The organism is Jeotgalibaca sp. A122 (assembly GCF_052266715.1).
Taxonomy (GTDB): Bacteria; Bacillota; Bacilli; order Lactobacillales; family Aerococcaceae; genus Jeotgalibaca.
In genome coordinates this window covers 1-14244 of record NZ_JBQPRB010000010.1, presented here as the reverse complement: position 1 = coordinate 14244, position 14244 = coordinate 1, and the positions used below count along the sequence as shown (strand labels likewise).

At 41.0% G+C, this 14244-nt stretch carries 12 protein-coding genes and 1 other annotated feature; of the genes, 11 read left to right on the top strand and 1 reads right to left on the bottom strand.

Going from position 1 to position 14244, the window contains the following annotated elements; genetic code table 11:
• The first annotated feature begins 49 nt into the window (after positions 1-49).
• The 10 genes from rpmG (at position 50) to rpoC (ending at position 11811) form a co-directional block, all read left to right on the top strand.
• Positions 50-202, top strand: coding sequence for a 50S ribosomal protein L33 (rpmG, locus tag ACTU7M_RS09870; RefSeq protein WP_443474230.1), 153 nt, complete (start codon positions 50-52; stop codon positions 200-202).
• A gap of 26 nt (positions 203-228) precedes the next feature.
• Entirely contained in the window at positions 229-402 is a 174-nt protein-coding gene (gene secE, locus ACTU7M_RS09865) for a preprotein translocase subunit SecE (protein WP_443474229.1), read from the top strand.
• 127 nt (positions 403-529) lie between these two features.
• Positions 530-1081, top strand: coding sequence for a transcription termination/antitermination protein NusG (gene nusG, locus ACTU7M_RS09860; RefSeq protein ID WP_443474228.1), 552 nt, complete (start codon positions 530-532; stop codon positions 1079-1081).
• 144 nt (positions 1082-1225) lie between these two features.
• Complete coding sequence (rplK, locus tag ACTU7M_RS09855) at positions 1226-1651, top strand: 50S ribosomal protein L11 (protein WP_443474227.1); 426 nt, start codon at positions 1226-1228, stop codon at positions 1649-1651.
• A gap of 99 nt (positions 1652-1750) precedes the next feature.
• Positions 1751-2446: a 50S ribosomal protein L1 gene (rplA, locus tag ACTU7M_RS09850; RefSeq protein WP_443474226.1), complete on the top strand. Its 696-nt coding sequence runs from the start codon at positions 1751-1753 to the stop codon at positions 2444-2446.
• A gap of 48 nt (positions 2447-2494) precedes the next feature.
• Positions 2495-2622, top strand: a sequence feature (ribosomal protein L10 leader region).
• A 36-nt stretch (positions 2623-2658) separates the two neighbouring features.
• Entirely contained in the window at positions 2659-3153 is a 495-nt protein-coding gene (rplJ, locus tag ACTU7M_RS09845) for a 50S ribosomal protein L10 (RefSeq protein WP_443474225.1), read from the top strand.
• A 75-nt stretch (positions 3154-3228) separates the two neighbouring features.
• The gene (gene rplL, locus ACTU7M_RS09840) at positions 3229-3594 is read left to right on the top strand and encodes a 50S ribosomal protein L7/L12 (RefSeq protein WP_443474224.1); all 366 of its coding nucleotides are present in this window, start codon (positions 3229-3231) and stop codon (positions 3592-3594) included.
• Between the two features lie 69 nt (positions 3595-3663).
• Positions 3664-4281, top strand: a complete 618-nt coding sequence (locus ACTU7M_RS09835) for a class I SAM-dependent methyltransferase (protein ID WP_443474223.1) — start codon at positions 3664-3666, stop codon at positions 4279-4281.
• 260 nt (positions 4282-4541) lie between these two features.
• A complete protein-coding gene (gene rpoB / locus ACTU7M_RS09830; protein WP_443474222.1) occupies positions 4542-8087 on the top strand; it encodes a DNA-directed RNA polymerase subunit beta in 3546 nt (1181 codons plus the stop codon).
• A 79-nt stretch (positions 8088-8166) separates the two neighbouring features.
• A complete protein-coding gene (gene rpoC / locus ACTU7M_RS09825; protein ID WP_443474221.1) occupies positions 8167-11811 on the top strand; it encodes a DNA-directed RNA polymerase subunit beta' in 3645 nt (1214 codons plus the stop codon).
• A 222-nt stretch (positions 11812-12033) separates the two neighbouring features.
• On the opposite strand, the gene ACTU7M_RS09820 is transcribed toward rpoC, so the two are convergent.
• On the bottom strand, positions 12034-12711 hold the full coding sequence (locus ACTU7M_RS09820) for a prepilin peptidase (protein WP_443474220.1): 678 nt from the start codon (positions 12709-12711) through the stop codon (positions 12034-12036).
• Positions 12712-12867: 156 nt separating this feature from the next.
• Here ACTU7M_RS09820 and ACTU7M_RS09815 point away from each other — a divergent pair, with 156 nt between their 5' ends.
• Positions 12868-13758, top strand: a complete 891-nt coding sequence (locus tag ACTU7M_RS09815; RefSeq protein ID WP_443474219.1) for a DUF368 domain-containing protein — start codon at positions 12868-12870, stop codon at positions 13756-13758.
• Positions 13759-14244 lie beyond the last annotated feature (486 nt).

Here is a 14244-nt window from a genome sequence, read left to right as displayed (position 1 = left end):
CTACTATTAGAGGGGTATGCAACATTAGATTAGGAAGAGGTGAGCGACAGTGGTACAAAAGAGAGCAGCGTTAGCTTGCACCGTATGTGGTTCGAGAAATTATACCATTACACCTAGCGAAAAAGGTCGCACGACACGTCTAGAAGTTAAAAAATTCTGCCGTTACTGCGGTATTCACACATTACACAAAGAAACAAAATAACCCATTAAAAAGAAGTGAGGTGCCCCGTGAATTTCTTAAAGAGTGTTAGAGATGAAATGAAACTAGTAACTTGGCCATCAGGCAAGGAACTATCGAAGTACACCAACACCGTTATTGTAACAGTTCTGCTGTTTGCGGCCTTCTTTGCGGTTGTCGATTTTGGTGTAGTTGAATTACTTGATTTAGTCATGAGCTTGTAATCGAATTTCAGTGGCAAATTGACCGTTACTTTGCTATAATAAGAGCGCACAAAGAACCTTTCCCGCAATGAAAGGTTTTTTTTAATACAAAAAAACATAGGATCATACACAGAAAGAAGTGGGAAAAGTGGAAACAGTAGAACAGGAAAAAAATTGGTATGTACTGCACACGTATTCTGGCTATGAAAATAAAGTCAAATTGAATATTGAATCACGTGCTCAAAGCATGAACATGGAAAATTATATTTTCCGGGTAGTTGTTCCTGAAGAGGAAGAAGTAGAAATCAAAGATGGCGAAGAGAAGAAAAAAATCAAAAAAACATTCCCGGGTTACGTTTTGGTTGAGATGATCATGTCCGATGAATCTTGGTATGTTGTTCGTAATACGCCAGGAGTAACAGGTTTTGTAGGCTCTCACGGCGCAGGTAGCAAGCCAGCACCGTTGTTGCAAGAAGAAATAGATTGGATCTTGAAACGTATGGGCTTGAGTACACGTACGCGTGAAATCGAATTCGAAAAAGGCGAGAGCGTGACGATTGTTGAAGGAGCATTCAATGGTCTTTCAGGTGTCGTTGAAGAAGTTGATTCCGAAAAAGGTAAATTGAAAGTGTTGATTGAAATGTTCGGCCGGGAAACTGTTGCTGAACTTGAATACGACCAAGTTGATAAAATGAAATAATCATTTTATTTTTTGAGAAATTGTTGACAATCATTTAAAAACAATTTATAATGCACAGGTGCGTTTAGGCGCATCGAAATGTGTGGGAGGGGAAATCTTAAACCCCATTAAACCACATCACGGACAATCAAGGAGGTATGTATCGTGGCTAAAAAAGTTATGAAATTAGTTAAGTTGCAAATTCCTGCAGGTAAAGCATCTCCAGCTCCACCGGTAGGTCCTGCTCTAGGACAAGCTGGCGTGAACATTATGGGATTCTGTAAAGAGTTCAACGCTCGTACACAAGACCAAGCAGGTATGATTATTCCCGTTGTGATCACAGTATTTGAAGACCGTTCATTTACTTTCATCACAAAAACTCCACCAGCTCCAGTTCTATTGAAGAAAGCTGCTGGCTTGGACAAAGCATCTGGTGAGCCAAACAAGAAAAAAGTTGGTTCTGTAACTCGTGCACAAGTACAAGAAATCGCTGAAACTAAAATGACAGATTTGAATGCAGCAGACGTAGAAGCTGCTATGCGTATGGTCGAAGGTACTGCTCGCTCAATGGGTATTACTGTTCAAGACTAATCTAGACAGCAGCTTCTCATGGAACTCTTTGCTCTCATGAAAGCAAAGGTTACCAGTGGGAGGTAAAACCGTTAAAACCACAATCAAGGAGGAAAAATCATGGCTAAAAAAAGTAAACAATTCCTTGCTGCTTCTGAAAAAGTAGAAAAAGGAACTCTATATTCTGCTGCCGATGCAGTTGCATTGGTTAAAGAAGTCGACTTCGCTAAATTTGATGCAACTATTGAAGTTGCATACCGTCTAGGAATCGACACTCGTAAAAACGACCAACAAATCCGTGGAGCAGTAGTATTGCCACACGGTACAGGTAAAACACAACGCGTATTAGTATTTGCAAAAGGTGACAAAGCTAAAGAAGCTGAAGCAGCTGGAGCAGACTACGTAGGCGAAAACGAATTGGCTGACAAAATCCAAGGTGGCTGGTTTGACTTCGACGTTATCGTTGCAACACCTGACATGATGGGTACTGTTGGACGTTTGGGTCGCGTATTGGGACCTAAAGGCCTAATGCCTAACCCTAAAACTGGTACAGTTACAATGGATGTAACTAAAGCTGTTGAAGAAATCAAAGCTGGTAAAGTAACTTACCGTGCTGACAAACAAGGTAACATCCATGTACCAATCGGTAAAGTATCATTCGACAACGAAAAATTGGTGGAAAACTTCCAAACAATCCACGATGTTGTATTGCGTGCTAAACCATCTGCAGCTAAAGGTCAATACATCAAAAACTTGAGTGTAGCTTCTACATTCGGACCTGGTGTTAAAGTTGATCCATCTTCTGTAGTAAAATAATTTTATAAAGCATCTTGACCTTGATGGTTATCTTTGCTATAATCATCAAGGTTAATATATGTCTTACCGAAGACAGTAGGGGGCTTGCGCCTTAATCATCCTACCGAGGAAGAATCCAGTTGAGAATTACACGGATCCTCTATGTCTAGGTGGCATAGAGTTTTTTGTTTTTACAAAAACTCTATTCAGAAACTTAGGAGGTGAACGATAAGATGAGTGAAGCTGCTATCGCTAAAAAACAAGAACTTGTAGAAATCGCTACTGGCAAAATGCAAGAATCTGCTTCTGTAGTTGTAGTTGATTACTTAGGACTTACTGTTGCTGAGGTGACAGAACTAAGAAAACAATTGCGCGAAGCTGGCGTTGAAATGCAAGTTTTGAAAAACTCTATTATTTCTCGTGCTGCAGTTGCTGCAGGACTAGAAGGTATGGAAGATATCTTCAAAGGCCCAACAGCCGTTGCTTTCAGTAAAGATGATGTTGTAGCACCAGCTAAAATCATGGCTGAATTTGCTAAAACAGCACCGAAACTTGAAATCAAAGGTGGCGTTATCGAGGGTAAAGTTGCTTCTAAAGAAGAAATTGAAGCTCTTGCTAAATTGCCAAACCGCGAAGGAATGTTGTCAATGCTACTTTCAGTATTGCAAGCACCTATGCGCAACTTTGCATTGGCTGTCAAAGCTGTATCCGAAAAAGATGCTGCTTAATAGCGTGCTAATTGCATCGTAAAAACAGAATTACCCATTAAAAAAAATAAACTAACATAAACGGAGGAAATTATAATGGCATTGAATGTTGAACAAATTATTGCTGATATTAAAGAAGCAACAGTTCTAGAATTAAACGATCTTGTAAAAGCAATCGAAGAAGAATTTGGAGTTACTGCAGCAGCACCTATGGCAGCAGCAGCAGCTGGTGCAGCTGTTGAAGAAGAACAAACTGAATTTAACGTAGAATTGGTTTCTGCTGGAGATAGCAAAATCAAAGTTATCAAAGTTGTTCGTGAAGCTACAGGCCTAGGCTTGAAAGAAGCTAAAGCTCTAGTTGATGGCGCTCCTGGCGTTATCAAAGAAGGTTTGTCTAAAGAAGACGCAGAAGCTATGAAAGCTCAACTTGAAGAAGTAGGCGCTTCTGTAGAATTGAAGTAATCTCGTTTCTGATAATTTTAAGGCTGGGACATATGTTCCGGCCTTTCTTTTTGTAAAAGGAGTGATAGTATGTCCGATCATTACTACACAAAAAATCCGTCTATTCAAAGTGACGAAGCAACATGGCGTTTTCGTCTGCGTGACAAAGAGTTCCGCTTTACATCCGATTCAGGCGTTTTCTCAAAAAATACAGTCGACTTTGGGTCGCGTTTGTTGATTGACTCGTTTGAATATCCAGAAGGAATCAGTGGTCCGATTTTGGATGTTGGTTGTGGCTATGGTCCTATTGGCTTAGCACTCGCATCAGCTTACCCAAATACGACAGTCGAAATGGTAGATGTAAATGAACGTGCTTTAAGCTTGGCGAAAAGAAATGCACAAGCCAATCAGGTTAAAAATATCAAAATTTATAGTTCGTCTGTTTATGACAACGTCGAAGGAACCAATCGTTTTGCAGCTATTGTAACCAATCCGCCAATCCGGGCAGGTAAACAAACCGTTCATCAAATCTTGAGTGAAGGCTATGCTTATCTCTTGCCAGGAGGAACGTTGACTGCCGTCATTCAAAAGAAACAAGGTGCACCAAGTGCCCAAAATAAAATGACAGAAGTTTTTGGTAATGCAGAAATTATCGCGCGTGACAAAGGATACTGGATTATCCAAAGTACCAAAGAAAGCGATGCTTGACATAGAATGCTTAGATAGGTATAATATGTAATACTGTAGACGCATAAGAAATAAATAGAAGAATGTGATTGAAATATTGTCCAATCGCGTTTTTCAGGCATAAAACAAAAGACAGAGAACAATTTCCCAGGAATTTGCATCGCTCTTTTGGTTTTTTTTTGCCAAAAAATCGGGTTCTACAGTCACTTGTTAGAAATTCGTAACATTTGTAACAGAAATGTAATATATAACTTGCGTCAAATTTATAAGGGGTGAAGAAGTTGTTAGGACATAATGTCAATTACGGTAAACACCGTACCCGCAGAAGTTATTCACGTATCAGTGAAGTATTAGAGCTTCCAAACCTGATTGAACTTCAAACGGATTCTTATAAATGGTTCTTGGATAAAGGACTTAAAGAAATGTTTGCTGACATTTCTCCGATTGAAGATCACACAGGAAACTTGGCTTTGGAATTCTTGGATTACGAATTGCAAACACCTAAGTACACCGTTACAGAAGCACGTTCACACGATGCTAACTACTCAGCGCCAATCTATGTGAAACTACGTCTGATCAACAAAGAAACGGGCGAAATCAAGGACCAAGAAGTTTTCTTCGGTGATTTCCCACTTATGACAGATATGGGTACTTTCATCATCAATGGGGCAGAACGTGTCATTGTTTCTCAATTGGTTCGTTCGCCAGGTGTTTACTACCATAATAAGATTGATAAAAATGGTAAAGAAACATTCGGTAACACAATGATTCCTAACCGTGGTGCCTGGATGGAATTCGAAACAGATGCAAAAGACATCTCTTATGTACGTATCGACCGTACGAGAAAGATTCCTTTGACTGTTTTGGTCCGTGCCCTTGGATTTGGTTCAGATGACCAAATTTTTGAAATTTTTGGTAATAACGACAGCTTGAAACTCACTGCTGAAAAAGATGTTCACAAAGTTTCTTCCGACTCTCGTGTTGAAGAAGGATTGAAAGATGTTTACGAACGTCTGCGTCCAGGTGAACCAAAAACGGCAGAGAGCTCTCGTAACTTACTTTATGCACGCTTCTTCGACCCAAGAAGATATGATTTAGCTCCTGTAGGTCGCTACAAGCTAAATAAGAAACTAAACATTAAAACAAGACTATATAACCAAATCCTTGCTGAAACATTGGTTGATCCTGAAACAGGAGAAATCTTGGCTGAAAAAGGAACTGAATTAAACCGTGAAGTAATGGATAAACTTGCGCCATACTTGGATAACGGACTAAATGAAGTTATTTTACAACCTTCAGAAGATGGTGTGGTTGTTGAACCAGTACGTATCCAAGTTGTTAAAGTTTACTCACAAGTAGACCCTGAAAAAGAAGTGAACATCATCGGAAACGGTGAAGTGGCTACTGAAATCAAGAACCTGACAACAGCAGATATTTTTGCTTCTATCAACTATTTCTTCAATCTGTATGAAGGATTGGGAAATACGGACGACATTGACCACTTGGGTAACCGTCGTATTCGTTCAGTAGGTGAGTTGTTGCAAAATCAGTTCCGTATCGGTTTGTCCCGTATGGAACGTGTGGTACGTGAAAGAATGTCGATTCAAGACATTTCTACTGTTACCCCACAACAATTGATTAATATCCGTCCAGTAGTAGCTTCCATTAAAGAGTTCTTTGGGTCTTCCCAATTATCTCAATTTATGGACCAACAAAATCCATTGAGTGAGTTGACGCATAAACGTCGTCTATCTGCTCTTGGACCCGGTGGTTTGACACGTGATCGTGCCGGCTATGAAGTTCGTGACGTTCACTATTCCCACTACGGCCGTATGTGTCCGATTGAAACGCCTGAGGGACCAAACATTGGTCTGATCAACAGTTTGTCTTCTTATGCGAAGATTAACGAGTACGGTTTTATCGAAACGCCTTACCGTCGTGTTGACTGGAATACACATAAAGTAACAGATATTATTGATTATTTAACAGCAGACGAAGAAGATAAATTTGTTGTTGCACAAGCGAACTCTATCTTAAATGAAGATGGAAGCTTTGCGAATGATATCGTAATGGCGCGTTATATTCATGATAACTTGGAAGTTCCTATCGAACGCGTTGACTATATGGATGTTTCCCCTAAACAGGTAGTTGCTGTTGCGACAGCATGTATTCCATTCTTGGAAAACGATGACTCCAACCGTGCCTTGATGGGTGCCAACATGCAACGTCAAGCTGTGCCTTTGATTAACCCTAAAGCACCGTTTGTCGGAACAGGTATGGAATACGTAGCCGCACATGACTCTGGGGCAGCACTTCTATGTGAAAATGATGGTGTGGTTGAATATCTAGATGCTTCTGAAATTCGGGTACGTCGCGAAGACGGATCATTGGATAAATACACAGTAATCAAATTCCAACGTTCAAATGCGGGTTCTTGCTACAACCAACGCCCGATTGTACGCGTTGGTGATAAAGTAGAAAAAGGCGATATCCTGGCTGATGGACCTTCAATGGAAAACGGCGAGATGGCGCTTGGCCAAAACATCTTGGTAGCCTTCATGACTTGGGAAGGGTACAACTACGAGGATGCTGTTATCATGAACGAACGTCTTGTTAAAGACGACGTTTATACATCGATTCATATTGAAGAATATGAATCAGAAGCTCGTGATACAAAACTTGGACCTGAAGAAATTACACGCGAACTTCCTAACGTTGAGGAAGACGCTTTGAAAGATTTAGACGAACGCGGAATTATCCGCATCGGAGCTGAAGTTCGTGATGGCGACATCTTGGTTGGTAAGGTAACTCCTAAAGGGGTAACTGAACTTTCTGCAGAAGAACGTTTGTTACATGCGATCTTTGGTGAAAAAGCACGTGAAGTACGTGATACTTCCCTACGTGTTCCTCATGGTGGTGGCGGAATCGTTCACGATGTAAAAGTGTTTACACGTGAAGCGGGTGACGAATTATCGCCAGGTGTGAACTTGTTGGTACGTGTTTATATCGTTCAAAAACGTAAAATCAACGAAGGTGACAAGATGGCTGGACGTCACGGTAATAAAGGGGTTGTTTCCCGTATTATGCCGGAAGAAGATATGCCTTACTTGCCAGATGGAACACCAGTTGACATCATGTTGAACCCATTAGGGGTACCTTCACGTATGAACATCGGACAAGTTCTGGAATTACATATGGGTATGGCTGCTCGTCAATTAGGCATCTATATCGCAACACCTGTATTTGATGGTGCGAACGAGGAAGATGTTTGGGGTACAGTAGAAGAAGCAGGTATGGCAAGGGATGCGAAAACAATCCTTTATGACGGACGTACAGGTGAACCATTTGATAACCGCGTTTCCGTTGGTGTCATGTACTACTTGAAACTATCCCACATGGTCGACGACAAATTGCATGCACGTTCAACTGGACCATACTCCCTTGTTACACAACAACCATTGGGTGGTAAAGCGCAATTCGGTGGACAACGTTTCGGGGAAATGGAAGTTTGGGCATTGGAAGCGTACGGTGCTGCTTATACACTTCAAGAAATTTTGACTTACAAGTCTGATGATGTTGTAGGTCGTGTGAAGACATATGAAGCAATTGTTAAAGGTGAACCAATTCCAAAACCAGGTGTACCTGAATCATTCCGCGTTCTTGTTAAAGAGTTACAAGCTCTTGGTTTAGACATGAAAGTTCTAGATGAGAACAGAGAAGAAATTGAATTACGCGACATGGATGATGAAGACGAAGTTGTGAATTTCGAACGTTTGAGCAAACAAACTGAAGTTAAAAAAGATGACACAGAAGGCCGAGAAGGGTAATTCCCTTCTGGCACTTCGGTGCATTTCGTAAGCAAGACGAGCATATAGGGCAGCTCAACAGAAAAGGGAGGGAAGCCCCTTGATAGATGTTAATAATTTTGAACAAATGCAAATTACTCTGGCTTCACCTGACAAAATCCGTAGCTGGTCTTACGGAGAAGTTAAAAAACCAGAGACAATTAACTACAGAACACTGAAACCAGAAAAAGATGGTCTGTTTTGTGAGCGAATCTTTGGCCCTCAAAAAGACTGGAAATGTTCATGTGGCAAGTACAACGGTATCCGTTACAAAGGAATTGTTTGTGACCGCTGTGGTGTTGAAGTAACGCGTTCGAAAGTTCGTCGTGAACGTATGGCGCATATCGAGCTAGCAGCACCCGTAACACATGTATGGTATTTCAAAGGTATTCCAAGTCGTATGGGTCTTGTATTGGATATGAGTCCGCGTGCATTGGAAGAAATCATTTACTTCGCTAGTTATGTTGTTATTGATCCAGGTGATGCAACACTGGAAGCTAAACAATTACTGACTGAGCGCGAATATCGTGAAAAACGTGCGCAATATGGAAACAGATTCCAGGCAGCTATGGGTGCAGAGGCAATTAAGCAACTCTTGCAACGTGTTGATTTGGAAACTGAATGTGAAGAACTAAAAGAACAATTGAAAACAGCAACAGGTCAAAAACGTACGCGTGCAATTCGCCGTTTGGATATCCTGGATGCGTTCCGTTCGTCTGGTAACAAACCAGAATGGATGGTTATGGATGTTGTTCCAGTTATTCCTCCAGATATTCGCCCGATGGTGCAATTGGAAGGTGGCCGTTTCGCAACGAGTGACTTGAACGATTTGTATCGTCGTGTTATCAACCGTAACAACCGTTTGAAACGTTTGTTGGACCTAAACGCTCCAAACATTATCGTTCAAAACGAAAAGCGGATGCTACAAGAAGCGGTTGATGCTTTGATCGATAATGGTCGCCGTGGCCGTCCTGTTACAGGACCTGGTAACCGCCCATTGAAATCTCTTTCTCACATGTTGAAAGGGAAACAAGGTCGTTTCCGTCAAAACTTGTTGGGTAAACGTGTTGACTATTCTGGTCGTTCTGTAATCGTAGTTGGTCCCTTCTTGAAGATGTACCAATGTGGATTGCCAAAAGAAATGGCATTAGAATTGTTTAAACCATTCTTGATGAAAGAACTTGTGCAACGTGAGTTGGCAGGAAACATCAAAAGTGCTAAACGTAAAATTGACCGTATGGACAACGATGTATGGGATGTCCTGGAAGAAGTTATCCGTGAACATCCAGTTCTATTGAACCGGGCTCCTACGTTGCACAGATTGGGTATCCAAGCTTTCGAACCTGTATTGGTTGAGGGTAAAGCAATCCGTCTGCATCCTTTGGTGTGTGAAGCCTACAACGCCGACTTTGACGGTGACCAAATGGCTGTTCACGTTCCGTTGAGTGAAGAAGCTCAAGCTGAAGCACGTTTGTTGATGCTGGCTGCACAAAACATTTTGAACCCTAAAGATGGTAAACCAGTTGTTACACCATCTCAGGATATGGTTTTGGGTAACTACTATCTAACAATGGAAGAAGCAGGAAAAGTTGGAGAAGGTATGATTTTCTCTAATCCAAATGAAGTTGATATGGCTTATGAGAATGGGTATGTACATCTACATACGCGTATTGGTTTGAATACACAATCTTTACCAGGTAAACCTTGGACAGAAGATCAAAAAGGCAAAATTTTGATTACGACTGTTGGTAAAGTAATGTTCAACGCGATTATGCCGGAAGAGTTCCCATACATGAACGAACCAACGCAAGCAAACCTTGAAGAAGCAACACCAGATAAGTACTTTGTTGAATCAAGTACAGACATAAAAGCACATATCGAACAACAAGAAGTTGTGGGACCATTCAAGAAGAAAAATCTTGGAAACATTATCGCTGCTGTATTTAAAAAATACCATGTCACAGAAACATCACGTATGCTTGATAAGATGAAGGACTTGGGTTACCGAATCTCTACTCGTTCAGGTATTACGGTTGGTATTGCTGATATCTTGGTATTGGAATCTAAAGCAGAAATCATCGATAAAGCTCACTCGCAAGTTGATGCGATTTCAAAACAATTCCGTCGTGGTTTGATTTCCGATGATGAACGTTACAATAGTGTCATTAACACATGGAACGCTGCTAAAGACGAAATCCAAATCAGACTGATTGAATCCTTGCGTCAAGAAAACCCAATCTTCATGATGTCGGATTCCGGAGCCCGTGGTAATATCTCCAACTTTACGCAACTAGCGGGTATGCGTGGTTTGATGGCTTCTCCATCAGGTAAAATCATGGAGTTACCGGTTATCTCAAACTTCCGTGAAGGTTTGACAGTCTTGGAAATGTTCTCCTCAACTCACGGTGCCCGTAAAGGGATGACGGATACGGCTTTGAAAACTGCCGATTCCGGTTACTTAACACGTCGTTTGGTTGACGTTGCACAAGATGTTATCGTTCGTGATGATGATTGTGGAACAGACGGTGGCTTGAATATCTCGGCTATTCGTGAAGGAAACGAAGTTATCGAATCCTTGGAAGAGCGTTTGATTGGCCGTTATGCTCAAAAATCAATCTTAAACCCTGAAACTGGGGAAGTATTAGTTGGACACAACGAATTAATCACAGAAGACTTGGCACGTGAAATTGTGGAACTGGGTATCGAACAAGTTACCATCCGTTCTGTCTTCACATGTAATACACGTCATGGTGTATGTAAACACTGTTACGGTATGAACTTGGCAACTGGTAATGAAGTCGAAGTTGGAGAAGCTGTTGGTACGATCGCAGCGCAATCCATCGGTGAACCGGGTACACAATTGACCATGCGTACATTCCATACGGGTGGGGTTGCCGGAGACGATATTACACAAGGTTTGCCTCGTATCCAAGAAATTTTCGAAGCGCGTAATCCAAAAGGGCAAGCAATCGTTACGGAAGTAACGGGTGAAGTGATCTCTATTGATGAAAATGCTGCTGAACGTTCTAAAGAAGTAACCGTGAAGGGTATTACGGATACACGTACATACGCAATTCCTTATACTTCTCGTATGAAAGTAGCTGAAGGTGATTACGTTCACCGTGGGGAAGCATTGACTGAAGGGTCAATCGATCCGAAAGAATTGCTACGTGTTCGTGATGTATTGTCTGTTGAAACTTACTTGCTACGTGAAGTTCAAAAAGTTTACCGTATGCAAGGGGTAGAAATCGGCGACAAACATATTGAAGTAATGGTTCGTCAAATGTTACGTAAAGTTCGTATCATGGATCCAGGTTCAACTGAAATCTTACCTGGTACATTGATGGATATCGCTGATTTTACTGATCGTAACGAAGCGAGCATCAAAGCTGGTGAAGTGCCTGCAACGGCACGTCCAGTACTGTTGGGTATTACGAAAGCTTCCTTGGAAACAAACAGCTTCCTATCAGCTGCTTCCTTCCAGGAAACAACACGTGTCCTAACAGATGCTGCATTACGTGGTAAGACCGATGACCTACTAGGTCTGAAAGAGAATGTTATTATCGGTAAGGCTATTCCTGCTGGTACAGGAATGTCACGTTACCGTAAGATGTCACCAAAAGCAGTAAACGCTGGAACAGCAAGTGCTTATAGCATTTCGACTGCACCACCTGCTGAAACGGACACAGATACATTGGCAGAGTAAAAAAGGAAAACACCCGAATCTATTCTAACGAATAGGTTCGGGTGTTTTTTTGGTTCTTGGTTATCTGGTGTTGGTGAAGGAAATGCCCTTCGGCCTCCGTGTTTGCTTGTGTACTGCCCTGAGCCTTGCAAGCCTCAATGGTCCCTACTTTCGCATTGCATCCTTGACACGGCCACAAGTAACCCCGACTTCAAAATCCGTCAGGACTTAAGTGGGGAGTGTTCATTGAAAGAACTCTTTTATGACGAAGAAAGCACCGATTAAATAAGGTCCAAAAGGTATAGGTTCCTGTAAGGATTTTTTAAAGAAGAAGCTAATCAGAGCTAGAAGGGCAGCCATAAATAATAACCAAGTGCTTGGGACAGGTCCAAGATAAAAACCGGCAATCATCAGGAATTTAATATCCCCGCCACCAAGCCCGTCTTTAATAGTTATGGAACTTAGGGCTGTGATAATAAGCATTGTAATAGCCCCGAGTAATGACTGGAGAGAACCAGGATCCAGTAACGACAGGGAAAAAAGGATAATTTGCAATGTATCAGGAATAATCATGTAGTGGTGGTCAATAGCCGCCATTAGAAAAAGGATTGAATAAAGAATGAGACTCAGTAATAATCGTTCACCCGTATATTTATTAAAAATGAATAGGGTAATCAGGCCTCCAACGCATTCATATAGTAGATAAGTAATTGGCACTCGGCTATAGCAGTACCGACACCGGCCTCCATTCCTTAGATAGGAGAAAACAGGGACAAGGTCAAAGGCCCCTAGTTTTTTGCTGCAAGTGTCGCACTCCGAACGCGACCACCCTATCATATCGCCTTTAGGAATTCGAATGGCTAGCAGATAAAGAAAGGATGCCCAGGCGCTACCTAACATAAAAAAATAAAAATGACTCATCTTTTTCCACCTCTCAAAATCGTTCTACATATATATAAGCGAAAAAAGCCAAAAACCATTTTTTTATTATGAAAGAAATTCTTATCTTTCCAAAAATGGATATTTCTATATAATAGTTAAGAGGACTTTCTCGAATAAGTAGTAAAGGTGAGATAAATGGAAGAAAAAAGCATGGTTTTAGCTAAAGATAATCCGCAAAAATGGTTCGTCCGTTTTCTTAAGGGAATTGCAGTTGGAGTAGGAGCCATCTTGCCTGGTCTTTCAGGTGGTGTACTAGCTGTAATATTTAATATCTATGACCCCTTATTAAAATTTTTAGGAAATATGAAACAACATTTTAAGGAAAATGTGCTTTACTTTATTCCGGTTGGGATAGGTGGCGTTCTTGGTGTCGTTCTATTCTCCTTGTTTGTTGAACAAGCTTTCGGAAAATTTGCTGCTCAGTTTACGTGTCTCTTTATTGGATTCGTAGCAGGAACTTTCCCATCATTATTTAAAACGGCGGGTAAAGAAGGTCGTAATAATGGAGACTGGCTAACACTTGTACTTTCAGCGGTTGCCATTTTCTTGATCATGTTGATGGGAAGCGCGAGTTTAACTGCCGTTCAGCCAAGTTTCTTAGCATGGATATTCTCTGGTATCTTGATTGGTCTTGGTGTAATCGTACCAGGTATGAGCCCGAGTAATTTCCTGATTTATTTTGGTTTATATGACAAAATGGCCGCAGGTATATCTGCATTTGATTTTAGTGTAATCATTCCATTAGGTATCGGAGTAGTGGCGTGTGTCATTTTATTTGCGAAGCTGGCAAACTGGTTGTTTTTTAAATACTATTCTAAAATGTATCATTTCATTCTAGGCATGGTCGTTGGATCCTCACTGGCAATTTTTCCAACGACGGTATTTCCATCAATGACCCAAAGAGGATTGCAAGAATCAGGGTTAACTTTTGGATCAGCCCTTGTATTTTCAGTTGTCATGTTTATTATTGGAACAATTTTTTCGTTGTGGTTTAGCCGTGTGGAAAATAAATATTCAGTAGAATAGATAGAAGAGTGGGACAACAGGCGTTTAGCCCCGAATCACTGGAGCGAATAAGCGCAATATGGTCGCAGGCCATCTGAGCATTATTCGTGAAGTGGACGTCGGGGCTGCCTGTTGTCGCACGTTTATAATACAGATATTCGTATATCGGAACGAGGGTGAGACTTTTGTCTCACCCTTTTTTGTGGCTATTTATTTGATGAGTATGTTTAAATTTTAACGGACAAAAACGCTAGCTTTAAAGGATTTCAAAAAATGTTTAAAAAAAGAAAGCGTTTCCTTGACTTTGATTTTATTTGTGGCATAATAATTAGTGCACGGTAATAAAATTAATTTTCAGAAAACACTTGACCGTGCTCTTTGCAGATGCTATTATATAAAAGTTGCCGCGAGCACTTCATGGAAAACACGAAAAAATAAATTTTAAAAAAGTGTTGACAAAGAGTTGCGCAGGTGATAATATTAAGAAGTTGTCACGAACGAAACATC